The sequence below is a fragment of the Martinezella sp. CNPSo 3795 genome, assembly GCF_057784475.1.
Genome location: NZ_JBXSOQ010000001.1, coordinates 497750 through 521286, shown reverse-complemented (window position 1 = coordinate 521286; position 23537 = coordinate 497750). Strand labels below are relative to the sequence as shown.

General features: G+C 60.0%; 23 protein-coding genes. 10 read left to right on the top strand and 13 right to left on the bottom strand.

The annotated features are described in order from the left end of the window. The first annotated feature begins 2 nt into the window (after positions 1 to 2). Complete coding sequence (locus AC13QY_RS02465; protein WP_145318776.1) at positions 3 to 761, top strand: alpha/beta fold hydrolase; 759 nt, start codon at positions 3 to 5, stop codon at positions 759 to 761. A 49-nt stretch (positions 762 to 810) separates the two neighbouring features. Here the strand turns inward: AC13QY_RS02465 and AC13QY_RS02460 are convergent, their stop codons facing one another. Together AC13QY_RS02460 and AC13QY_RS02455 are read right to left on the bottom strand one after the other, a co-directional pair. Further along, positions 811 to 1428 (bottom strand): O-methyltransferase, encoded by a 618-nt coding sequence (locus AC13QY_RS02460; protein WP_113329659.1) that lies wholly within the window; start codon positions 1426 to 1428, stop codon positions 811 to 813. A 121-nt stretch (positions 1429 to 1549) separates the two neighbouring features. After that, entirely contained in the window at positions 1550 to 2446 is an 897-nt protein-coding gene (locus AC13QY_RS02455) for a LysR family transcriptional regulator (RefSeq protein WP_488492712.1), read from the bottom strand. Positions 2447 to 2540: 94 nt separating this feature from the next. Here AC13QY_RS02455 and AC13QY_RS02450 point away from each other — a divergent pair, with 94 nt between their 5' ends. Then, positions 2541 to 3956: an aldehyde dehydrogenase family protein gene (locus tag AC13QY_RS02450; RefSeq protein ID WP_488492711.1), complete on the top strand. Its 1416-nt coding sequence runs from the start codon at positions 2541 to 2543 to the stop codon at positions 3954 to 3956. A 204-nt stretch (positions 3957 to 4160) separates the two neighbouring features. Next, positions 4161 to 4655, top strand: a complete 495-nt coding sequence (locus AC13QY_RS02445; protein ID WP_069610354.1) for a cytochrome b — start codon at positions 4161 to 4163, stop codon at positions 4653 to 4655. Between the two features lie 20 nt (positions 4656 to 4675). Here the strand turns inward: AC13QY_RS02445 and solA are convergent, their stop codons facing one another. The 6 genes from solA to AC13QY_RS02415 form a co-directional block, all read right to left on the bottom strand. After that, a complete protein-coding gene (solA, locus tag AC13QY_RS02440; protein WP_488492710.1) occupies positions 4676 to 5824 on the bottom strand; it encodes an N-methyl-L-tryptophan oxidase in 1149 nt (382 codons plus the stop codon). Between the two features lies 1 nt (position 5825). After that, the gene (locus tag AC13QY_RS02435; RefSeq protein ID WP_488492709.1) at positions 5826 to 7331 is read right to left on the bottom strand and encodes an HAL/PAL/TAL family ammonia-lyase; all 1506 of its coding nucleotides are present in this window, start codon (positions 7329 to 7331) and stop codon (positions 5826 to 5828) included. Beyond that, positions 7328 to 8104 carry an ABC transporter ATP-binding protein gene (locus AC13QY_RS02430; protein WP_113329655.1) on the bottom strand — a complete coding sequence of 259 codons (777 nt, stop codon included), beginning with the start codon at positions 8102 to 8104 and terminating at the stop codon, positions 7328 to 7330. The genes AC13QY_RS02435 and AC13QY_RS02430 overlap by 4 nt, the downstream gene beginning before the upstream one ends. A 22-nt stretch (positions 8105 to 8126) precedes the next feature. Further along, entirely contained in the window at positions 8127 to 8831 is a 705-nt protein-coding gene (locus AC13QY_RS02425) for an ABC transporter permease (protein ID WP_113329654.1), read from the bottom strand. Between the two features lie 10 nt (positions 8832 to 8841). Further along, on the bottom strand, positions 8842 to 9567 hold the full coding sequence (locus AC13QY_RS02420) for an ABC transporter permease (RefSeq protein WP_113329653.1): 726 nt from the start codon (positions 9565 to 9567) through the stop codon (positions 8842 to 8844). A 100-nt stretch (positions 9568 to 9667) separates the two neighbouring features. After that, complete coding sequence (locus AC13QY_RS02415) at positions 9668 to 10507, bottom strand: transporter substrate-binding domain-containing protein (protein ID WP_113350592.1); 840 nt, start codon at positions 10505 to 10507, stop codon at positions 9668 to 9670. A 193-nt stretch (positions 10508 to 10700) separates the two neighbouring features. Here AC13QY_RS02415 and hutC point away from each other — a divergent pair, with 193 nt between their 5' ends. Next, positions 10701 to 11456, top strand: coding sequence for a histidine utilization transcriptional repressor HutC (gene hutC, locus AC13QY_RS02410; RefSeq protein WP_069610348.1), 756 nt, complete (start codon positions 10701 to 10703; stop codon positions 11454 to 11456). Positions 11457 to 11544: 88 nt separating this feature from the next. Here the strand turns inward: hutC and AC13QY_RS02405 are convergent, their stop codons facing one another. Both AC13QY_RS02405 and AC13QY_RS02400 read right to left on the bottom strand, forming a co-directional pair. Continuing rightward, a complete protein-coding gene (locus AC13QY_RS02405; protein WP_113350593.1) occupies positions 11545 to 11892 on the bottom strand; it encodes a hypothetical protein in 348 nt (115 codons plus the stop codon). Positions 11893 to 12028: 136 nt separating this feature from the next. Continuing rightward, entirely contained in the window at positions 12029 to 12466 is a 438-nt protein-coding gene (locus tag AC13QY_RS02400) for an Lrp/AsnC family transcriptional regulator (RefSeq protein WP_015343394.1), read from the bottom strand. A gap of 143 nt (positions 12467 to 12609) precedes the next feature. Here AC13QY_RS02400 and ocd point away from each other — a divergent pair, with 143 nt between their 5' ends. Beyond that, complete coding sequence (ocd, locus tag AC13QY_RS02395) at positions 12610 to 13659, top strand: ornithine cyclodeaminase (protein WP_113351037.1); 1050 nt, start codon at positions 12610 to 12612, stop codon at positions 13657 to 13659. A gap of 66 nt (positions 13660 to 13725) precedes the next feature. Here ocd and AC13QY_RS02390 read toward each other — a convergent pair whose 3' ends face one another. Further along, positions 13726 to 15045, bottom strand: a complete 1320-nt coding sequence (locus AC13QY_RS02390) for an MFS transporter (protein WP_113350594.1) — start codon at positions 15043 to 15045, stop codon at positions 13726 to 13728. A gap of 239 nt (positions 15046 to 15284) precedes the next feature. Between AC13QY_RS02390 and AC13QY_RS02385 the strand changes: the two genes are divergently transcribed. Both AC13QY_RS02385 and AC13QY_RS02380 read left to right on the top strand, forming a co-directional pair. Then, positions 15285 to 16169, top strand: coding sequence for a LysR substrate-binding domain-containing protein (locus AC13QY_RS02385; RefSeq protein ID WP_113350595.1), 885 nt, complete (start codon positions 15285 to 15287; stop codon positions 16167 to 16169). Between the two features lie 276 nt (positions 16170 to 16445). Beyond that, positions 16446 to 18242: a PAS domain-containing sensor histidine kinase gene (locus AC13QY_RS02380; protein ID WP_113350596.1), complete on the top strand. Its 1797-nt coding sequence runs from the start codon at positions 16446 to 16448 to the stop codon at positions 18240 to 18242. A gap of 30 nt (positions 18243 to 18272) precedes the next feature. Here AC13QY_RS02380 and AC13QY_RS02375 read toward each other — a convergent pair whose 3' ends face one another. Continuing rightward, a complete protein-coding gene (locus AC13QY_RS02375; protein ID WP_069610343.1) occupies positions 18273 to 18737 on the bottom strand; it encodes an Lrp/AsnC family transcriptional regulator in 465 nt (154 codons plus the stop codon). A 124-nt stretch (positions 18738 to 18861) separates the two neighbouring features. Between AC13QY_RS02375 and alr the strand changes: the two genes are divergently transcribed. Together alr and AC13QY_RS02365 are read left to right on the top strand one after the other, a co-directional pair. Beyond that, positions 18862 to 19995: an alanine racemase gene (gene alr, locus AC13QY_RS02370; RefSeq protein WP_488492708.1), complete on the top strand. Its 1134-nt coding sequence runs from the start codon at positions 18862 to 18864 to the stop codon at positions 19993 to 19995. A 31-nt stretch (positions 19996 to 20026) separates the two neighbouring features. After that, positions 20027 to 21277, top strand: coding sequence for a D-amino acid dehydrogenase (locus AC13QY_RS02365; RefSeq protein ID WP_488492707.1), 1251 nt, complete (start codon positions 20027 to 20029; stop codon positions 21275 to 21277). Positions 21278 to 21339: 62 nt separating this feature from the next. Here AC13QY_RS02365 and AC13QY_RS02360 read toward each other — a convergent pair whose 3' ends face one another. Beyond that, entirely contained in the window at positions 21340 to 22536 is a 1197-nt protein-coding gene (locus tag AC13QY_RS02360) for an MFS transporter (protein WP_113350599.1), read from the bottom strand. A 119-nt stretch (positions 22537 to 22655) separates the two neighbouring features. Between AC13QY_RS02360 and AC13QY_RS02355 the strand changes: the two genes are divergently transcribed. After that, positions 22656 to 23492 (top strand): AraC family transcriptional regulator, encoded by an 837-nt coding sequence (locus tag AC13QY_RS02355; protein ID WP_113389340.1) that lies wholly within the window; start codon positions 22656 to 22658, stop codon positions 23490 to 23492. Positions 23493 to 23537 lie beyond the last annotated feature (45 nt).

The following is a 23537-nucleotide window of genomic DNA, read 5'->3' as shown; positions in this document are numbered from 1 at the left end:
CCATGAAGACCCGTTTTCTCTCCATCATCGCTCTCGGCCTTGCCGCAAGCACCTTTGCCTTTGCTGCACAGGCAGCCGAGATCAAGAACATCGTTATCGTCCACGGCGCCCTTGCCGACGGTTCGGGATGGCGCAAGACCGCCGAGATCCTTGAAAAGGACGGCTTCAAGGTCACGGTCGTGCAGGAACCCATCACCTCGCTCGCCGACGATGTCGCCGCCACCAATCGCGTGCTCGACCTTCAGAACGGGCCGAGCCTGCTCGTCGGCCACAGCTATGGCGGCATGGTCATCACCGAAGCGGGCAATCGCCCTGATGTTGCCGGTCTCGTCTATGTCGCAGCGTTCCAGCCCGACAAGGGCGAGAGCCTGATCAGCCTTGCGAGCTCAAAGCCGGCAGGTAGCATGAACATCCGCGAAACCAAGGACGGCCAGTATCTTTATCTCGATCCGGCGACTTTCGCTGCTGACTTTGCTGCCGACCTGCCGAAGGATGAAGCCAATTTTCTGGCGAAGTCACAGGTTTTCGCGTCGAAGGCCGCCTTCACCGCCAAAGTCGGCGATCCCGCCTGGAGGGCGAAGAAGAGCTGGGCGGTCGTCGCAACCAACGACCGCTCCATCAACCCCGAGCTTGAGCGCGACATGGCAAAGCGCGCCGGCAGCAACGTGACCGAAATCAAGGCGAGCCATGCCGTCTTCGCCTCGCAGCCGGAAAAGGTCGCCGCCGTCATCGAAAAGGCAGCCAAGGACGCCGGCAAGTAAACTCAAGCAGGCGGCGGCTCAGGAATGAACCGCCGCCTGCCTCCAGTCCTTATACAGGATCGTAGCGGCTAACTTCGATCCCGGAACCGACGGGCAACAGAACAGAGGTAATGCCAGGTTTGGCGCGAACGGCTTCGCCATAGCGTTTCACATCCTCATTCCCGGGCATGAACATATTGTCGGCCACAATGATGGCGCCGGCATTGAGCTTCGGATAGAAGGCCTCAAGACATGGGATGTAGAGATCCTTCCACAGGTCAACGAGCACGAAATCGACGCCGGACGACAGCGCCTTGATCATCTCCACCGCATCGCCGATCTGGAAATCGATATGCGCCGATAACCCCGCCTTTTCAGCCATCTCTCTGGCAAACTCGGTCTTGTAGGCGTGCAACTCCATGGAAATAAGCTTGCCGCCGCTGGCGCGCGCGGCCTCGGCAAGCCAGATACCTGAATAGCCGAAGGATGTGCCAAGCTCCAGAATGGTGGGCGCCTTCAGGCTCTTCGCCAGAATGTTGATGAAGCGACCCGTCTCCGGTCCGACCGCCCTCAACCGACGATCCTGACCACCGTCACGCCCGCCCGGCGGCATTTCCCTCGGCTTGCTGTGCTCTTCGCGAATTAGCTCATGATAGGCTTCGAGAACGGCTTCGATCTTCTGGTCCATGACACGCTCACCTTCCAAGCAATCATCTCGACGATATCTCAGGCGATATGGCTACATCTCGATATGGCGCCACTCAAGCGCTATGGAGATTCATGTCTGAAACTTAATCTTTCACCGACGTTCAGCGGGACGCATTGTGCTCGCGGATCAGATCAATCAAGGCCCGCAATCGGGCCGGCATCTGGCGGCGCTCGGCGAAATACAGGCTGAGCCCCGGATAGGGTGGGCTCCAATCCTCCAGCACCGCGATCAGATTGCCCGCCGCTATGTGCCCGGCAACGGAGGCTTCGCTGATATAGGCCAGCCCCGCCCCCTCGAGCGCAGCGCTTAACATCAGGTCGGAAGCATCGAGGGTGAGGCTTCCCGGTGCATCGACAAGGATGGACTGGCCGTGCCGCTCGAACTCCCAGCGATAAAGCTTGCCGCTCGCCATGCGAGCACGGATGCAGCGATGTCGCAGGAGATCGCCCGGAACAAGCGGGTATGGCCTGTTGCTGAAATAGGCAGGTGAGCCGACGACCAGCGAGCGCAGCGTCGGAATAATCGGGATTGCGACCATATCGGTCGGAACTGCCTCGGCAAGCCGGATGCCGGCGTCAAAGCCCTTGCCGATGACATCGACCAAGGCGTTATCGGTGACGATCTCGATTTCGACATCGGGATAGCGCCGGCCATATTCGAGAATAAGCGGCGTCAGTAGTATGCGCGCTGCGCCGGGCGCCATATTGAGACGAAGCGTACCTGATATCGTACCGGAAGATAGGCCTGCATTTTCGATCGCCCTGTCGATTGCCACGAGCGCCGGCGCCACTTCCGCCACGAAGCGCTCGCCGGCATCCGATAGCGTGACACTGCGCGTCGTCCTGTTGAATATCCGTACGGACAGGCGCTCCTCCAGTGTTGCGACCGCGTGGCTGAGCGCCGAGGAGGACATGCCGAGTTCGCGGGCGGCCGCGCGAAAACCGCCATGGCGGGCAACCGCAGCGATCGCTTCAAGCTCCGTCAGACTGGCCTTCATTGCGCGATTTTCCTTATCAGCCTGTCCCACTTTGTCCTACTAGACCGAACAGATAGCGCATCTTACCTCTGCCGTGAAGATGAAGGAGACGCTCATGCGCGCGATAGATACGATTTACATCAATGGCAGCTTCGTTCGGCCCCATGGCAAAGAGGAAGCACCTCTTTTCAACCCGGCCACGGAAGAGCAGATCGGCACCGTATGCCTTGGCGACGAGCAGGATGTCGACAATGCCGTCAGCGCTGCCAAGGCAGCATTTGCGAGCCAGTCGCAAAGCTCGAAGGCCGAGCGCGTCGCCATGCTGCACAGCCTGCACGACGCGGTTGCGGCCAGAGCCTCAGACCTCACCGACGCCATGCGCGAGGAATATGGCGCGCCGGCATCCTTCATCGGTTTTTCGGTGCCACATGCCGCCACGGCATTCCTCAACATGGCCAAGACACTCGAAACCTATGAATTTCGCCGCCGTATCGGCCATGCGGAAATAGAGATGCGCCCGGCCGGCGTTGCAGCCGCGATCACGCCCTGGAACAGCAATTATGGCTTCATCTGCAACAAGCTGGCCACAGCCATCGCGGCAGGCGCGACCATGGTCATCAAGCCCTCCGAGATGAGTGCGATCCAGACGCAGCTCCTCACCGAGTGCCTGCATGCGGCCGGCCTGCCGAATGGGATTTTCAACATCGTCAACGGCTACGGCCATGTGGTAGGCGCCGCTCTCAGCAGCCACCACGATATCGCAAAGATCAGCTTCACCGGCTCGACGGTGACGGGACGGGCGATCCTTCAGGCGGCGTCGGCGACCTTTAAGCGCGTGACGCTTGAGCTTGGCGGCAAGAGCCCAAACATCATTCTCGACGATGCCGATCTCGATCTTGTCATCCCGCAGGTCTTGGCAGCCGGATTTGCCAATAGCGGCCAGGCGTGCATCGCCGGCACACGCATTCTCGCGCCCGAAGGCCGGCTGGCGGAAATCCACGATCGTCTTGCTCAAGCGGTTGCGACACTCAAGGTGGGCGATGCAAGCGATCCCGCCGTCAGGATCGGCCCCATGGTCAGCCGGAAACAATGGGATCGCGTGCAGTCCTATATCCGTCTCGGCCAGGAAGAAGGCGCGTGGCTGCTCGCGGGTGGTGAAGGGCGGCCGGAAGGGGTCGATCGCGGCTGGTTCGTTCGTCCAACCATCTTCTCCCGCGTCAATAACGACATGAGGATCGCTCGCGAAGAGATTTTCGGACCGATACTCTGTGTCATCCCTTATCGCGATGACACGCATGCACTCGAGATCGCCAATGACACCGTCTATGGCTTGCAGGCCTACATCTTCTCCGCCGATGTCGACAGGGCAAAGCGGATGGCGGATCGCATCGAAGCGGGCCGCGTCGTCATCAATGGCGCGCCGCATGAACCGACTGCACCCTTCGGCGGCTTCAAGCAATCGGGCATAGGCCGAGAATTCGGCGCCTTCGGCCTGGAATCATTTCTCGAACCGCGCGCGGTGCTCAGCTGATGTGAGGAAGCCCGGAGCCCCGGAAGAGCTTAACAGCCTTCCGGGCATCTCCCTAGCCGAACGCGAAGGCTGGCGCCCTCAGGATACCGCCAGGTATGCGCCAGGATATGAGGATGCCGAACGAAGTACGCTGGAAGGCTCGCATTCAGGTTCTCGTTAGAATCATGTTCTACCTTTAGAACAATTCCAATTTAAGGAGACCCGATGCCTGCCAGATCGACCTACTCTGCTCCGCAACGCATTCTTCATTGGCTCATGGCCATTCTCATCTTTTTCAATCTCCTGTTTCCCGATGGCATGAACGCGTGGCGGCGTCTTGTGCGGCATGGCCAGGTGCCAACACCGGCCGATGTCGCCAGTGCCAACATCCATGCCTATGCCGGTATCGCGATCCTGCTGCTGGCTATCGTGCGCCTTTGCCTGAGATTGGTGTCCGATGTCCCAGCATTGCCCGACAATCAGCCCGCATTTCTGCATTACATCGCAAACATCACGCATTTCCTGCTTTATGCACTGATCTTCGCAATGCCCCTATCGGGAATGGCAGCCTACTATTTCGGTATCGATACAGCCGCCTTCGTCCATGGTGGGCCGATCAAGACGCTGCTTTGGATCGCTGTCGTACTGCACATATTCGGAGCGTTTGTTCAACACTTCTATTTCAAATCGGATGTCCTGCGACGCATGACGATCGGCTAGGTCATCTGCGAAATTGGCGGCTAAGCGGGTTGGCCGCCAAAGTGCTTTTCGAAGGAGAACAGAGCAGTCGCCAGCGCGCTGCCGCCTTGGAGCGCCAGATCGGCGAGAATCTCGCCGACCACGCTCGTAAACTTGAAGCCGTGGCCGGAACAGGCTGACGAGACCACCACATTCGGCTGTCCAGGCACTTTATCGATGAGAAAATCTTCGCTCGGCAGCATTGTATAGCGGCAGGTCGTCGCCCGCACGCGATATGACGCGGCATTCGGCAAGCGCTTGCGGGCGAAGCTGTCGAGCAGATCGGTGTCGGCGTCATTGACCGGCGGATTGGGCATGGCGGGATCGATCGGCTCCCTGAAGTGAGCATGGCGGCCGATTTTCACACCATCGATGCCAATGGCCGGAAAGCCGAAATAGGAGCCTTCGGCGCCTTCATCCCGCAGGAAGCAGGGCATGCGCTGCGGCTCAGCAACAAAACCGTCCCTCGGCTGATACCAGGCAACCACCTGGCGGATCGGCTGTGCGTGCGCCTTCAGCTGTGGCACGAGTTCGGCAATCCATGCACCTGTTGCAACGATCACCTTGCGGGCGCGATATCGTCCCGTCGAGGAAACGACCGTCACGCCCGTATCGTCGGGCTCGATCACGACAACGCGCTCGCCGAAATGCAAAACGGCACCATCTTCCGCCGCAAGCTTCAAATAGCCCATGATCGCTGCTTCAGGCCTGACATAGCCGCCCTGCGGATCGAGCACGCCGACCTCCCCTTCTTCCAGCGCAAAAGCCGGAAAGCGCCGCTTCATGGCATCGCGATCGAGTATCTCGTGCGGCAATCCATGCATGTCACAGGAGGCGCGCGTGCCGCTGACGATCTTGCTGTCGGGCGTGCCAATCTGCAGAACACCCGTGACGGTCAGGATTTCGGCCCGCAGCCGCGCCTCCAGTGAGCGCCAGTTTTGATAGGCACGCTTCAGCAGCGGAACATAGGACGGATCTTCGAAGTAGCCGAGGCGGATCAGGCGGCTGTCGCCATGCGAGGAGCTGAGCGCATGGGCGGGAAAATGTGCCTCGATCCCGATCGCCTTTGCACCGCGCGCTGCGGCGAAAGACAAGGCTGCACTTCCCATTGCGCCGAGGCCAATAACGGCAAGGTCGAATTCCGCAGTCATTTCATGCTCCAGTTTCATCTTCCGCAGGTGGCGCGATCTTGGCGATCATGGCCCGCAAGGCTTCCATATCCGCATTCAGCGGACGGTCATCGCCATAGATGGGCACGCAGGAACGGGCGGCCGCGTAGATACGCTCGGTTCCTGGCGCCCGCGTCCCGTGCGAGGTAAGAAAATCATGCGCCTGGGCCGCCGCCATCAGTTCGATCGCCAGGATGTATTCCGCGTTATCGAGGATCGCGAGCAGCTTGTTCGCCGCCGCTGTCGGATGGGCCAGAAAATCCTCCTGCAGGCCGGAGGTCAGTCCGCCGTCAAGCGATGCGGGCGCGGCGAGCCGCCGGTTGTCGTTGCTCAGCGCGGCAGCCGTGTATTGCGCGATCATGAAGCCGGAATGGCTGCCGGCGTCGCTCGCAAGGAACGGCGGCAGGCCGCTGACCAGGGGATTGACGAGACGATCCGTCCGCCGCTCGCTCATCGCGGCAATTTGGGCGATCGCGATCCCCAAACTATCGGCCGCCTGGCCGAGAGCGGGGGCAACGGCATGGGCTTCGGACGAGACGATAGGCTCCTCCGGCGTGCCCGAGACGGCCGGATTATCGGTGACCGAAGCCAGTTCCTGATCGACAATGCGCGCCGTCTGCTCGAAGACATCCCAGGCTGCGCCATGGGCATGAGGTACCGATCTCAGACTCAGAGCATCCTGCGTCCGCCGCCCAAGGGCAGCAGCGACAAGGCCGCTGCCATTCAAGCGGCTGCGAAGCCTGCGCCCGACCTTGGCGATCCCGGCCGATGGACGCAGCGCAAGCACATTTTCCTCGAAAGCTGCCATCTGGCAGCCTACGGCTTCCAGGGTCAGCGCGGCGATGGCATCGGCCCAATCGAGCAGGCGTTCGGCACGCGAGACTGCAAGCACCGACAATCCCGTGGCGCATGCCGTGCCGTTAACGAGGCTCAGACCTTCCTTGGCGCCAAGCACCAACGGGCTCAAGCCGATTGCGGCAAGCGCATCGGCGCCGCTCATCGACTTTCCTTTGACGACAGCCCTGCCCTCGCCGATCACGACAAGCGCCGTATGGGCATTGTGCGTGAGATAGCCGGCAGAGCCTTTGGACGGGACTTCCGGAATGCAGTCATATTCGAGAAACGCAGCAAGATGCCTGACGATCTCGGGCCGCACACCGGAATAACCATGGGCGAAATTGGCGATCTGCGCCGCAATGATCGAGCGCACCTCGCGCGCCGGCAGAAGCGGACCGACACCGCAGGCATGGCTCAAGATGATGTTGCGCGAGAGCCGGCTCTGGGAATCGCGATCGACCACCGTATCGGAGAGCGCGCCGACGCCGGTGTTGACGCCATAGGCGCGCACGCCCGTTTCGACGATACGCTCGACGATGCGGCTTGCCTGCTCAACGCGCTTCCAGGCTTTGTCGGACAGGGTCAGCGGCTCGCCGCCGCCAACACGAGCGACGTCGCGCCAGGATAGCGACTTATCGACGATGACGGTCATTGCCCATTTCCGAAATGGCCGATGAATTGACGGAAGGCCGGCGAGGCGCCGCTGCCGAACATCTCGTCCGGCGTGCCGGTGCTTTCGACGAGGCCTTCCTTCATGAAGACGACGCGGTTGGAGACGTTGCGGGCAAAGCTCATCTCGTGGGTGACGACCAGCATCGTCGTGCCTTCTTCGGCAAGCGAGCGCATGACGCGCAGCACTTCGCCGACAAGCTCGGGATCGAGCGCCGAAGTCGGCTCGTCGAACAGCATGAGCTTCGGCTTCATGGCAAGCGCGCGGGCAATCGCCGCACGCTGCTGCTGCCCGCCGGAGAGATGCGCGGGATAGGCATGGCGCTTGTCGGCAATACCGACCTTTTCCAGCAGCACTTCCGCCTCGGCGATGCATTCTGCGCGGGGACGCTTCAGGACATGAACCGGACCTTCGATCACATTCTGCAGGATCGTCATATGGGACCAGAGATTGAAGCTCTGGAAGACCATGCCGAGTTCGGAGCGGATATGATCCACCTGCTTATGGCTCGCCGGATAGCTCTTGCCATTCTTGTGGACCATGCGGATCTGCTCGCCATCCACCCAGATCTCGCCATCCGTGGCGATTTCGAGGAGGTTGATGCAGCGAAGGAAGGTCGATTTGCCCGAGCCGGAAGCGCCCAGCAGCGAAATCACATCGCCATCCTGTGCATCGAGGGAAATGCCGCGCAAGACCTCGTGAGTACCGAAGCTCTTGCGGATGTTGCGGACGGAAAGTCGGGTGACACCTGGCATGATTTGCCTGCTCCAGTAAGCTTTAAGCCTTCAGCGCCGGCGGGATCGCACGGCGATGGCGGGACAGAGAATATTCCAGCAGGGCCATGGCCTGCAGAATGATGAAATTCAGCACGAGGTAGATGATCGCCGCGCAGATGAAGACCTCCATCGTGCGGTAGGTTTGCGAGATCAGCCGCTGCGCAACGCCCGTGACCTCCCAGACCGTGACGAGGCTCGCGAGCGCGGTCGACTTCATCATCAGCACGATCTCGGTCGAATAGGCCGGGAGCGCATGCCGGAAGGCGATCGGCGCGATGATGCGACGCACCAGCAGGAAGCCGGACATGCCGATCGAACGGGCGGCTTCGATCTCCTTCGGCGAAACGGCACGGATGCCGCCGCGGAAGATCTCGGCCGAATAGCCGGCGGTGCAAAGCGCCAGCGACAGGATCGCGCAGACGACCGGCTCGCGCAGGAAGGGCCAGAGGAAGGAGTAGCGAATGATCGAAAATTGCGCCAAACCGTAGAAGACCAGGAACATCTGGATCAGCAGCGGCGAGCCGCGGAACACGAAAATATAGCCCTTGGCAAAACCGGAGAGAATCGGATTGCCGCTGACGCGCATGGCGACGATGACAAGCGCCAGAATGCCGCCAAAGAAGATCGACAGGAAGAACAGCAGCAGCGTCATTGGCACTGCCTTCAGCAGTGTGACCATCGTGCTCGAAAGGAAATCGAAATCCATACCGTCCTCCTCAAGCCTGGCCGATCGTCGCAGCCGGCATGCTGCGATTGGCGCGACGTTCAGCCTTGTTGAAGATGCGATCCGATAGGCTGGTCAGGACCAGATAGAGAATGCCGCCGGCTATGAAGAAAAGGAAATACTGGCGGGTGGAACCGGCAGCCACCTGACTGGTGCGCATCAATTCCGCAAGGCCCGTGACCGAGATCAAAGCGGAATCCTTGAGGCTGAGCTGCCAGACATTGCCGAGCCCGGGAATGGCGAAGCGGAAGACCTGCGGAATGATGATGCGACGCAAACGCAAACCGCGATGCATGCCGATTGCGGACGCCGCCTCAAGCTCGCCCTTGGAAATGGCGAGATAGGCTCCACGGAAAACCTCTGCCTGATAAGCGCCGGAAATGATGCCGACAGCGAGAGCACCGGCGGCAAAGGATGGCAGGCCGAGAAAGCCTTCATAGCCAAGCCATTTGCCGATGGAGGTTACCGCCGACGACCCGCCGAAATAGATCAGATAGATAATCAGAAGTTCGGGCACACCGCGGAAAACGGTGGTGTAGATATTGCCGAGCGTCTTCAACACCATGCTTCCCGAGAGCTTCGCGAAGGCAATGGCCGCGCCGAGGACGGCGCCGATGGCCAAGGCGGTCGCCGTCACGGCCAGCGTCATCAAGGCGGCAACAAGCAGCAGCGCGCCCCACCCGTTCGAGCCGAAGCCCAGCAATTGCAAGCTTGCCATAGATCCAATCCCTGTCCGTGGCAGTTTTAGGCGTCAGGATACCATAGGGTCTCCGGCCGCAAAGCCGGAGACCGATGATAACGGCCCAAAGACGTACTCATCAATTCGGGCTGACGTCGACCTTGAACCACTTCATCGACAGGGTCTTGATGGTACCGTCGGCAAGCGCGGACTTGATCGCCTCATTGAACTTGTCGCGCAGGTCGGTATCCGCCTTGCGGATGCCAAGGCCTTCGCCTTCGCCCCAGATGGAACCGGCGATTTCCGGGCCGGTGAAGGCGAGCGAATCATTCGCGCTGGCAAAAGCGTTCGCGAAGTAGACGGCATCGTCGAAGCCGAGATCGATGCGGCCGTTCTGCAGGTCGAGATCGCGGTCGGCGCCGGTCTTGTATTCGCGGATCGTGGCGATCGAGCCGAAATTGTCATAGACGAACTTGGCATAGACGGTTGCGGCCTGGATGCCGATGGTCTTGCCCTTGAAGGCTTCCTTCAACACGTCGATTTCCTTAACGCCGGTCTGGCCGGGGGTCATCTTGATCGTGGTGCCGGTGCCGGCAGCATTGGCAAGGGGGCTGTCCTTGGCGGTCGCAAAAGCGGCAGGCGTTGCAGCATAAGGAATGGTGAAGCCGATGACCTGCTTGCGCTCGTCGGTGATCGACAGAGCATCCATGATGACGTCGAACTTGCCGGCGTTCAGCGCCGGGATCATGCCATCCCAGTCGGAAGCGACGAGCTTGCAATCGATCTTGGCGCGTTCGCACAGAACCTTGGCAAGCTCCGGCTCGAAGCCGCCGAGCGTACCATCGGCGTTCGTCATGTTCCACGGCGCGTAAGCACCTTCCAGGGTGATCGTTGCCGTCTTCCAGTCCTTGGCGAAGGCCGGCGCGGCAAAAGCGGCGGCAGCCACGACGCCTGACAAGAGAATTGCACTGAATCTCATCGTGTAGAGCTCCTCTGAGGTTGAAATAAGCCTTGCAGCATTTCCTACCGATCTTCGCCGGCTTGCCCGCTTTCCCAATTAATTTTTAGGATTGATTGCGAGGTTGTATAGGGTACCATATGTGATAATTTATGATATGCAAGTGGGAAAGTTGTTTTCGAGGCAGATTCACTCTGTGCAAAGGAAATAGGCAATGAAACGTTCCGGCGAGATGAAACGCGAACTGGCGGAAAATGACGCCGCGCCCCTCTATGCCGGCGTCAAGCAGATGATACTCGACCGCATTCATAGTGGCGAGTGGCCGCCCAAATATCGCGTTCCCTCCGAAAACGAATTGGTGGTCGAACTTGGCGTCAGCAAAATGACGGCCAATCGTGCGCTGCGGGAACTGGCCAATGAAGGCGAGCTCGTTCGCATCCAGGGCGTCGGCTCCTTCGTCGCCGAGCGCAAGGGCGCCTCCGCCCTGTTCGAGGTCCGCAACATCGCCGAGGAGATCGCCGAACGCGGCCATTCCCATCAGGCAAGCGTAGTCGTTCTCGCCCGGGAAGCCGCATCGCCCGACATTGCCGACGCGTTGGAACTCGACATCGGATCGCCGGTTTTCCATTCGCTGATCGTGCATAGCGAGAACGGCGTGCCCGTGCAGATCGAGGACCGGCATGTCCATCCGGACGCCGCACCCGACTATCTGCAGCAGGATTTTACCGACATGACGCCGAACGCCTATCTCTCGGCCGTTGCTCCGCTCAGCGGATCGGAACATGTCGTCGAAGCCGTCATGCCGCAAGCCTGGGAATGCAAGCTGCTGACGATCCTGAAGACCGAACCCTGCCTGACGATCTGGAGGCGCACATGGTCGGCGCGCGGCATTGTCTCCACAGCGCGCCTCGTTTATCCTGGGCATCGCTATCGGCTGGAGAGCCAAAGCGGCAAGCCGTCTGATCGTTAGTTGTATATGGAAGATATGATCATTCATTCGCTTTGAGAAGGCGCAAAGGATGCAAGGGGGGTCGAATGGGCTGGGTGCTGTCGGCAAATTACGATGCCTGCAGCATGCACTCCATAAATAATGCGCCCAAAAGCAGGCCCGAAACCGTAGCAAGCACTTTCAAGATCGCGCGCTCGATCCTGAGGCACTTCTGCGGCAGGATGAGCGCGAGCGACTCGCTTGCAGCTGCAACCAATATGCACACAAGAGCAATGATGCGGCGGTCTTCCGGGTAAGCCATGACAAACAAAAACCCCAGAAGGCCGAACGGGATGACGCTATCGATACTCGCCATCGCCATGAACGGATACCTCGTCCCGACCGGAACGACCGTCGTCACGGCGATCAGACCAAGCACGATCCAGGCAAGGGCATGGGCAAGCAGAGCAAGTTCCATACGAAAATCATAACAACAAGCCGCGAGTTTTCAAGCTGCGGGGCACGGCCTGTCTGCGCTTCCGTTCGACAGCGCGAGAATCCATGATGGCTGGCTGTATGCGGTTCGCATCGGCCACATCCGCCAACGATGCCTCTCACAGGCTGCTCAGCAAAAGGCTTGTCTCGCTGTTCGCAACGCCATCGATCATCCGCACTTCGCGCAAGACCCGATCAAAGTCCGACAAGCTGGTCGCGCGGATATTGGCGACCAGATCCCAATTGCCATTCGTCGTATGCAGCGAATATATTTCGGGAAGGCCGCGCAGTTTACGGATGACCTGCGTCGTCGATTTCCCGACGACTTCGATCATCATGACGGCATGCACGGTCTGCTCCTCATAATCTTCCCGAACCCTTACGGTGAAGCCAAGCAGCGTGCCGGTCTCTATCAGTCGATCCAGCCGGTTCTGCACCGTACCACGCGCGACGCCCAAGACATCGGACAGTTTGGAGAGCGAAGCCCGCCCGTCAGCGCGCAGATGAGCGATGATACGCCGGTCGAGATCATCGGGAATATATTTGGCGAGCGTCATCGCACGATCCTGATCTTGTTCAATCCGTCAAAAATTATGGGTAATTTGTGCAAACCCATACCAAAACTGGCACAGTTTTGCGATTTCAGTCAATCGATCCGCTTGATACCCTATGGGAAATGATTTCCATCGAGGATACGAGAATGTCCGCACCGCTCCCATCGGAAAGAGCTTTCATTCCCTTCGTCAGCGTCGAGAACATGATGCGGCTCGTCCATCACATCGGCATCGAAACCGTGCTCATCGAACTCACCGACGCCATCGAAGCGGATTTCCGCCGCTGGGACCTCTTCGACAAGACGCCCCGCGTCGCTTCCCATTCGCATGACGGCGTCATCGAGCTGATGCCGACATCGGATGGCGCCGTCTACAGCTTCAAATATGTAAACGGCCATCCAAAGAACATGGCGCAGGGCCTGCAGACGGTGACCGCCTTCGGCTTGCTTGCGGAAGTTTCGACCGGTTATCCCGTGCTGCTAACGGAAATGACGCTGCTGACGGCGCTGCGCACTGCGGCAACCTCGGCGATGGCGGCGAAACATCTGGCGCCGGCCAATTCGCGCCGCCTCACCTTGATCGGCAATGGCGCACAGGCGGAATTCCAGGCGCTGGCGATGAAGGCCGTCCTCGGCATCGAGGAAGTCCGCCTTTACGACATTGATCCGAGAGCCACGGAAAAGACGGTTCGCAATCTCGCAAAGACCGGCTTGAAGCTCGTGCACTGCACTTCGGCCCAGGCCGCCATCGAAGGTGCCGACATCATCACGACCTGTACGGCCGACAAGCAATTCGCGACCATTCTGACGGACAATATGGTCGGTGCCGGCGTGCACATCAACGCCATCGGCGGCGATTGCCCCGGCAAGACGGAGCTCCACCGCGATATCCTGCTGCGCTCCGACACTTTCGTCGAATATCCGCCGCAGACCCGCATCGAAGGCGAAATCCAGCAGATGGATCCGGATTATCCGGTCACCGAACTCTGGCAGGTCGTGAGCGGCCGGGCACCCGGCCGCAGCAGCGACCGGCAGATCACGCTGTTCGACAGCGTCGGCTTCGCGATCGAAGATTTCTCCGCCCTGCGCTACGTTCGCGAGAAGCTGGCGGGCACGAACTATTTCCAGAAGCTCGACATCATCGCCGACCCGGACGATCCGCGCGATCTCTTCGGCATGCTGCTCAGGGCAGCCTGACGAAAGATAATGGCGGCCATTTCCACGGTCGCCATCAAACACATCCGTCCTTCAGGCTAGGCGAATTCAGCCTTTGCTGCCGTAAGCAACCAGTTCCGGCTCGCGGACCCGTCCATTCAAAGAGAAGGCCAGCAGGGCCGACAACAGCATCAGTGCGCCTACGATAAACATCGGCAGCTCATAGAGGCCGGTCGCATCCTTGACGAGACCCGTCACATAGGGTGCGGCAAAGCCTGCGATATTGCCGATCGTGTTGATCAGGGCTATGCCCGCGGCAGCCGCCGGCCCAGTCAGGAAGCGCGACGGAATGGCCCAGAAATTCGGCAGGGCGGAAAAGATCGCGCAAGCCGTCAGTGTGATCATCACGATCGTCGCTTCAGGCGAGCCCATATAAAGCGCGGCCGGAATGCTGAAGGCGCCCACCAAGGCCGGAATGCCGATGTGCCACGGCCGCACACCACGTCTGGACGCATCGCGGCTCCAGAAGAAGAGGGCAAAAGCCGCAGGCAGGTAGGGGATAGCGGTAATCAGCCCCTTGTCGAAGACATCGAACTTGGTGCCAAATTTCGTTTCGAAGCCGGCAATGATCGTCGGCAGGAAGAAGGCCAGCGCATAGAGGCCGTAGATCAGGCCGAAATAGATGACCGACAGCAACCAGACGCGGCCGTCCGTCAAGGCAAGGCCGGTCATCTTGCCATGCGCCGCCGCCTTTGCCTTTTCCTCGCCGGCAAGCGCCCGGTTCAGCCAATCCTTCTCGGCCTGGGTCAGCCATTTCGCATCATCGGGGCGATCAGCGAGGTAGAACCAGGTGATGATGCCGACGATGACAGCCGGAATGGCAACGCCGAAGAACATGACACGCCAGCCTTCGAGGCCGAAGAGGCCATGCATCTGGATCAGCGTGGCCGCAAAGGGCGCTCCGACGACTGTTGTCAGCGGCTGGGCAAGGTAGAACAGTGCCAGGATCTTGCTGCGATGCTTGGCCGGCACCCACATGCTCAAGAACAGGATGGCCCCCGGGAAGAAGCCGGCTTCGGCAACGCCCAGCAGGAAGCGCAGCACATAGAGCTCCGTCGCGCTCGATACCCAGGTGAACAAGATCGCCACAATGCCCCAGCTTACCATGATGCGGGCAAGCCAGCGGCGCGCGCCGTATCTGTGAAGCGCGAGGTTGCTCGGGATTTCGAGAACGATGTAACCGAAAAAGAAGATGCCGGCGGCAAAGCCGAACTGCGCCGCCGTCAGCGCCAGATCCGTCGTCATGCCGTTCGGCCCGGCGAAGGAAATCGCCGTGCGGTCAAGAAAGTTAATGAAGAACATCAAGGCGATGAACGGCACCAGCCGCTTCGAAACCTTTGATATGGCCGAACGCTCGACCTGTGACATTTCCTGATTTGCGGGCTGCAATGAAAATCCCTCCCCCGTGCTGAAATCTTGACAACGCAGCGATCCGCTTGCGTCGCTGACAGGACGGAAACTCCGACTTCCCCTCCAGTCCCTGCCTTCGGCCGCATGCGCCTTCGAATGACCTTGATCTCTAGCGGGATGGACAAGCCGCAAGCAAACGATTTAATCTCCCTATCATGTGAGGAAAAATCACATCACGGGATAGCAGAATCTAAAAAATGAGCGGCCCTCTTCCATCCTTGAATGCGCTGAAGGCATTCGAAGCAACCGCGCGGCACAGGTCGATGACGCTTGCTGCCGACGAGCTCTGCGTTACGCATGGTGCGATCAGCCGGCACATTCGCGGGCTAGAGGAGACGCTCGGCGTCATCCTCGTGACCCGCCGCGCCCGTTCGACAGAGCCGACGCCGGAAGGCTCGCGGCTTGCTGAAGGGCTGGCAAGTGCTTTCGGCCTGATGCAGGCAAGCGTCGAGCGCGTCCGCCCAAGCCCGCTGACGCTCTCCTGCTCTTCCTCGATCATGATGGGCTGGATCATTCCGCGCATCGGCCAGTTTCACGAGCGCCACCCGCATATCGCCCTTCAGTTCAACATGAATTACGATCAGGTCGACTTCGTCCGAGACAAGATCAGCCTCGCCATCCGCTCCAGTGTCATCGATCCGCCGAAGGATGCGATCATCCGGGAGCTCGGCGGCGAGGCCATCGGTCCTGTCTGTTCGCCGGAATATCTGAACCGCTCCGGCATTTCGCGTCCCGACGATATGGAACATGCAGCGATCCTCTCCACGCAGACACGACCGCAAGCCTGGAGCGACTGGCAGGCCATAGCCGGACAGGCGGATCTGCGTCTGACACCACAGGCGGCCTTCGATCATTTCTATCTGCTGATCCAGGCCGCCGCATGCGGCCTCGGTATGGCGGTCGTGCCGCAAATGCTCGTGCTCGATCAACTTGCTTCCGGGCGGCTGGTGGCACCTTTCGGTTTTCTACCCGGCCCGCGCCGCATGGTGCTTTGGATCGCGCCGCACATTGCCGGAAGGCCGGATGCCCTAGCGCTCGAAAGATGGCTGACGGCCGAAATGCATGCAAGGCCGGACACCTGACAACTCACTCGGAGCCAGGGGCGGATTGCGCTCGCCTCGGATGAGAGGCTTTGCAACACCACCTCGAGCAATCGGAAATAGTCACGACGGAAACGCTGCTTATGTCAGCTAAAATACATTGAAATCAGCAGTTTTTCTCTCTGCACTTCGTGAGGGATAATATGCTATGAATTCTCGCAAGCATAAGACGAACCGGGCAATCCGTGCGGATTACGGTCGCCAAAGAGAGGATGCATCCTGAATATCGTGCCGGAACTGTCGAGACAAACGAACGAGATGGCTGCACTTATCTCTAGCTACGATTGGGCAGCCACCAGTCTTGGCCCCAGATCGGCGTGGCCCATGTGCCTTACCGCTGCAGTCGACCTCATGCTCCCTGCCCAAGCACAGATCGTCATGTTCTGGGGCGAGGACTTTATCGCACTCTACAACGATGCATACGCGCGAACCATAGGCGACAAGCATCCGCGAGCGCTCGGACGGCCTGCGCGGGAAAATTGGGCCGAACTCTGGAGCGATCTCGAACCGCTTCTTCGCTCCGTCCTTCATGATGGCATGGCGGTCGTTGCCAAGGACCGGCCCTTCTATATCGAGCGCTACGACTATCCAGAAACGGTTTACTTCGACATTTCCTATTCGCCCGTCCGCGGTACGGACGGCAAGGCGTTGGGTGTATTCTGCATCGTCAACGAGACGACGGAACGGGTCCGAACGGAACAGGCGCTGCGTGAAAGTGAAGAGCTGTTTCGCGCCGTCATCTCGCAATCGACGACAGGGTTTGCCCAGTGCGAACTCGACGGCCGTTTCGTTCGGGTGAATGAGCGTTTCTGCGAAATTGTAGGCTATTCCGAGAGCGAGCTCCTCGGCATGAAGACATACGACATCACCTATCCGGACGATTTGCATGAGAATACTCGTCTGTTCGAAGCGATGATGGCGACGGGAGAAAGCTTCGAGATCGAAAAGCGCTATGTTCGCAAGGATGGCAGCCTCGTCTGGGTCGCGAACTGCGTTTCCGCCTTGAAAGACGGTTCGGGACGCATCCAGCAGGCTGCCGCGATCGTCACCGATATAAGCGAGCGCAAGCGTGCACAGGAAGTAGAGCGGCAACTCGCGGCGATTGTCGCCTCATCGGACGACGCTATCCTCAGCATCGATCTCAACATGATCATTACAAGCTGGAATAGCGGTGCTGAGAGGCTTTACGGACAATCGGCCGAAGAGGCCATCGGCCAATCCGTGATGATGCTCGTTCCGGAAGACCGCAGCGACGAAGAGCCGGCGATCCTGGCGCGGATTCGTGCGGGCCAAAAGGTAGAGCCTTACGAAACCAAGCGACGCAACAAGAACGGCGCGCTTGTCGATGTTCTGCTTAGCGTTTCCCCGATCTATGACGTCTATGGCAGAATCGTGGGGGCGTCCAAAACTGCTCATGACATCAGCGCCAAGAAGGAGGCCGAGCGCCTGCAGACCGTGCTGGTGGGCGAGCTCAATCATCGCGTCAAGAATGTGCTCGCAACCGTGATGGCCATCGCGCGCCAAACGCTCGGGCGGGACGATGTGGACAAGGCATCCGTCGAGACATTCGAGGCGCGGCTGTCCTCGATGGCACGCGCCCACGATCTGCTGATCCACGGCCAATGGGAGCAGGCGGAATTGACTGCCGTCATTGCCCAGGCGCTATCCCCCTATCCGAAGGACAGGTTCGAAATTTCCGGACCGGCAATCAAACTCGCGCCGAGAGCTGTCGTTTCCATATCGCTTGCGCTGCATGAGCTTGCGACGAATGCCGCCAAATACGGTGCGCTTTCGGTGGCGGATGGCCGTGTTGCGATCACGTGGTCACTGGAAACGGGCAGGACGGATCACCTCAAACTGCGCTGGCAGGAATCGGGAGGGCCAATCGTAAAGCCTCCGACCCGCAAGGGCTTCGGCTCCCGCTTGATCGAAAACCTGCTGGCGGCGGAATTGAGCGGCAAGGTCCAAGTCCGTTACGAGCCGAGCGGCTTGATCTGCGCGGTGGATGCCGCCGCAGGGATCGGCTGGGATCAAGCTCACGACAAGGCAGAGTAACGCCGCACCCGGTGCTCAATCCCGGTCGATTCAACGCAGTCCTTTCGGCCGCGTCGCAAGCACATTGCGGATCGAGAAGCTCGAATGGATTCGCAGCACTCCCGGCATGGTCGACAGAATATCCTTATGGATGCGTTCGAAGTCGCCGGGATTGGCGACCTCGACGCGCAGCAGATAGTCGGAGCCGCCCGTCATCAAAAAGCACTCCTTGATCTCGGGATGTTTGCGTACCGCCGCCTCGAAACGATCGAGATGCTCCTCCGTTTGCCGCTCGAGCGTGATGTTGATGATGACGGCGATCGATGCCTCTGCCTGGGACGTGTCCACCAGGGCCGTATAGCCCCTGATCACGCCCGCCTGTTCCATCAATTTGATACGCCGCAGGCAGGCCGATGGCGACAGCCCCACCTCGCTTGCCAGCTTGGCGTTGCTGACTCGGGCATCGAGGCGAAGCAAGCGGAGAATATTGCGGTCGATGGCGTCGAGAGCGGGCATGTGGATTCTTTCAAAAATTCGCAGATCCTTTCAATATCAATGCATTTAAACAATAATCAATCACTGTTTAGCAAGCAATTTCGCGATCCTTTCAATAATCTTATATTGAACGACGAGGGCGGACATGGACGACGGTATTGTGGATTCTCTGGCGCCAAAATTGGCGATCGATAGTGGAGCGTGTGGCTATCTGACGATCGATCTGGCCGCGCTATGCCGGAACTATGACAAGCTATCCACTATCGTCGCACCGGCGCGGGCCGCCGCCGTCGTCAAGGCGGATTCCTACGGACTTGGCGCCAATCAGGTATCGAAAGCACTCTACGAGCGCGGTTGCCGCCACTTTTTCGTCGCCCACTTCATTGAAGCGCTACGGCTGCGTCCGCAACTCCGTGGCGATGCAACTATTTTTGTGCTGAACGGCCTTTTACCCGGCAATGAGGCTGCCTGCGCCGATGGCGGCATCGTGCCTGTGATCAATTCGCTCCAACAGTTGCGGCAGTGGTCGGAGATGTCACGCTCTCTTCACCGCAGGCTCCCCGCGGTTCTCCAATTCGATACCGGCATGTCGCGGCTCGGCATACCGCCGGAGGACAGAAGCGCCGTGGCAGCTCATCTGCAGACATCCGACGACGTCGATATCCTGTTCATCATGAGCCACCTCGCCTCCGCAGATGAGACCGACAGCAGGCAAAACGGTGATCAGCTTGCCGAGATGTGTCGCGTCGCAACGGAGTTTCCGCAATACGATGTTTCGTTCGCCAATTCCGGCGGCATCTTTCTTGGCGGAGATTTCCATGGCGTACTGGCACGGCCAGGCATCGCTCTTTATGGCGGCGCTCCCACCAGTGGCGTTGCCAACCCCATGGAAGCGGTTGTCCGGCTCGAAGTTGCCGTGGTGCAGACACGGACCGTTTTGGAAGGCGCTCGGGTCGGCTATGGCGGCGTGCATGTGACGAAAGGCAAGACCCGGCTCGCGACGATCGCCGCCGGCTACGCCGACGGCTTGCCGCGCAGCCTCAGCGATCGCGGCGCCGTCTATTACGACGGCGTGCGTCTGCCCATCGTCGGCCGCGTGTCGATGGACAGCACGACAATCGATATCAGCGCCTTGCCCGAAGGCGCTCTCTCTTTCGGCAGCATGGTGGAAGTTCTGGGAGATCATCAGACCGTGGATGATCTTGCGCGCGACGCCGGCTTGATTTCCTATGAAATCCTGACCAGTCTCGGCCATCGCTTCCACCGTCAATATCGCTGACCTTCCCATCTCTCAAGTCTCTGAGGACATCATGAAAGTCGTCGTTCTGGGTGCCGGCATCATCGGCGTGACGTCAGCCTATCAGCTTGCCAAGGCGGGCCACGAGGTTACGGTCATCGACCGGCAGCAGGGCCCGGCGCTGGAAACGAGCTTCGCCAATGCCGGCGAGGTTTCCTTCGGCTATTGCTCGCCCTGGGCGGCCCCCGGCATTCCCATGAAGGCGATCAAGTGGTTGTTCATGCACCACGCGCCGCTCATCCTGCGCCCGAAGGTCGATGGCGCCATGCTCTCATGGCTCGTCAAGATGCTGTCGAACTGCACGTCGGAGCGTTACGCGATCAACAAGAGCCGCATGCTGCGCCTTGCCGATTACAGCCGCATTTCGCTCGCTGAGCTTCGCGAAGAGACGGGTATTGCCTATGACGAGCGTATGCAGGGCACGCTCCAGCTCTTCCGCACGCAAGCGCAGCTCGATGCATCCGCCAAGGACGTCAAGGCTCTTGCGGCCGACGGCATTCCGTATGAGGTGCTTGATCCCGATGGCTGTATTCGCGTCGAACCGGCCCTTCGGCATGTCCGCGGCAAGATCGTCGGTGGTCTGCTGACACCGAAGGACGAGACCGGCGACTGCTTCAAATTCACCAATGCGCTTGCTGCAAAAGCGATTGAGCTTGGCGTCCGGTTCCAGTACGGCACGACGATCAAGGGGCTCGACATCGAGGGCAGCCAAGTACGTGGCGTGGTGACCAATCGTGGACGCCTGGATGCCGATGCGATCGTTGTCGCGCTCGGCAGCTATTCGCCGCTGCTGCTGAAACCGCTCGGCATCAACCTGTCCGTCTATCCGGTCAAAGGCTATTCGCTGACGATCCCGATCACCGATGCCTCGCGCGCACCGGAATCGACCGTCATGGACGAAACGTACAAGATCGCCATCACTCGCCTCGGCGACCGCATCCGCGTCGGCGGCATGGCGGAAATCTCCGGCTATACCAATGATCTCGGCCTTGCCCCGCGCCGGACGCTAGAGCATTCCGTGACCGATCTCTTCCCCGGCGGCGATGTCGCCAAGGCCTCGTTCTGGTCGGGCCTGCGGCCGATGACGCCGGATGGCACGCCGGTCATCGGACCGACGAGGATCAAGGGGCTTTATCTCAATACCGGTCATGGCACGCTTGGATGGACCATGAGTTCCGGTTCGGCACGCGTCATCAGCGATCTCGTCAGTGGCCGCAAGCCTGATATCGACGCGACCGACCTCGCGATCAGCCGCTACGCCTGACAAAGGGGTCTCAACGCGGGCGCTCAAGAACAGCGGCGGGGCTGATCGCCCGCCGGTTTCGATCAATGCCGCGGAATTCGTGGCAGGAAGATCGTGAATAATCCCAACAACGGCAGATACGAGCAGAGCGTATAGACGAAAGGGATGCCACGCGCATCGGCGAAATCGCCGAGCCAGGCCGCACCCAGTCCACCCGCCCCGAAGGCAAAGCCGAAGAAGATGCCGCCGATCAGTCCCACGCGGCCAGGGATCAGCTCCTGCGCAAAGACCACGATCGCCGGGAAGGCCGAGGCAAGCACGAGGCCGATGACGACGGTCAGGACGCAGGTCCAGAACAGGTTCGCATAGGGCATCAGCAGCGCAAACGGGATGACGCCGAGGATCGAGAACCAGATCACGAAACGCGCGCCAAAACGGTCGCCCACCGGCCCGCCCATGATCGTGCCGACCGCGACCGAGCCGAGGAAAAGAAACAGCATCAGCTGCGCATCCCGGACATCGAGATGGAACTTGTCGATGACGTAGAAGGTGAAATAGCTCGAAATGCTCGCCATGTAGACGTTCTTCGTCGCCGTCAGCAGGATGAGGATGGCAAGCGCCCACATCGCCTTGTTGCGCGCGATCGGCAAGGCGCGGCTCGGTGCAGGGCGGGCCGACTGCTGGCGGCGATGGTTGATGAACCAGTTGCCGACCCAGCTCAGAACGATGAAGCCAATGACGGCCAGCACCGAAAGCCAGGCGACGCTCTTCTGGCCATGCTGGAGGACGAAGAACGCGGCAATGAGCGGCCCGATCGCCGAGCCGGCGTTACCACCGAGCTGAAACAGCGACTGCGCCAGCCCGTGACGTCCGCCCGAAGCGAGACGTGCAACGCGCGAAGCCTCCGGATGGAAGACGGCCGAACCGAAGCCGATCAGGCTTGCAGCGATCAGGAGCACGCCGAAACTGCCGGCATAGCCAAGCAGCACCAGGCCTGCAAAGGTGCTGACCATGCCCACGGGCAGCGAATAGGGCATCGGCCATTTGTCGGTCACGATACCGACCACTGGCTGCAGCAGCGAGGCGGTAATCTGGAACATCATCGTCAACAGGCCGATCTGCACGAAATCGAGCGCATAATTCTCTCTGAACATCGGATAGAGCGACGTCAGCAGCGATTGCATCGTATCGTTCAGCAGATGACAGGTGCTGACCGCCATAACGATCGACATCGTCGTCTTTTGATATCGGGCCTGCGTACCCGCCACTTCCGCAACCATGTGGGGAATCCTCCTGCGCCGGCGAGACTTGCCGACGATATGACTTGATCCGCCTTTAGCACGGCTTGCGAATGTCCTTCTTTCGTGTTTTGGTCCAATAGTTTCTCGATTGGGCCAAAATGGAAAAGCTATCGAAACAGTTGCTGGCGACCCTCGACGACGACCATGTGCGAAACATGCGTTGGATGGAGGAATCGCCAGCCGACGTGCTCGTCCATAGCGCCGAGCCGCCGCAGGGCTACACGGTTCCCTGGCATCACCACCGCCGCACGCAGCTGCTTTGCATCTTCGCCGGCGTCGCCCTGATTATGACGGCGCGCGGCCGCTGGATGGTGCCGCCCGGCCATGCCCTATTCATCCCCGTCGGGCTGGAGCATTCGATTGAGATCCTGAGCGACGTCAGCATGAAATCCGTCTACGTGACGCCGCGCGGCCAGCCGCCGAAGGGTGAAGCGCCGCGTGTCGTCGAAGTGACCGATCTTGCCCGCAGCCTGCTGCTCGAAGCCATCCGGCTGCGGGAGGCGCCGGTCAGCCATCGCAAGGCCAAGCTCGTTCTGTCGCTACTGGTCGAGGAAATCGCAACGTTGCCCGAGCGTCCGCTCGGCCTGCCCTTCCCGTCCGACCGCCGATTGACTGCGCTCTGCCGCAACTATCTCTCCAACCCATCGCCTAATGCCAGGCTGGATGATTGGGCCGAAAAGCTTTCGGTAAGCCGCCGAACGTTCACCAGGCAGTTCCGCAAGGAAACCGGCATCAGCTTCACCACCTGGCGCCAGCAGGCAAGCGTCTTTGCCTGCCTGCCGCAACTGGCGGAGGGCCAGCCCGTCACCAACATCGCGCTCGAAGCAGGCTATGAGAGCGTGGCGGCGTTTACCACCATGTTCCGCCGCATGCTCGGCACCTCGCCGCGCAGCTATATGGCCAACCGCTGGACCCTTGAGCGGCAATCAGCTTGAAGCCTCCTCTTGAAATGAGCAGGCGCTTCCGGCAAACAGCGCTGA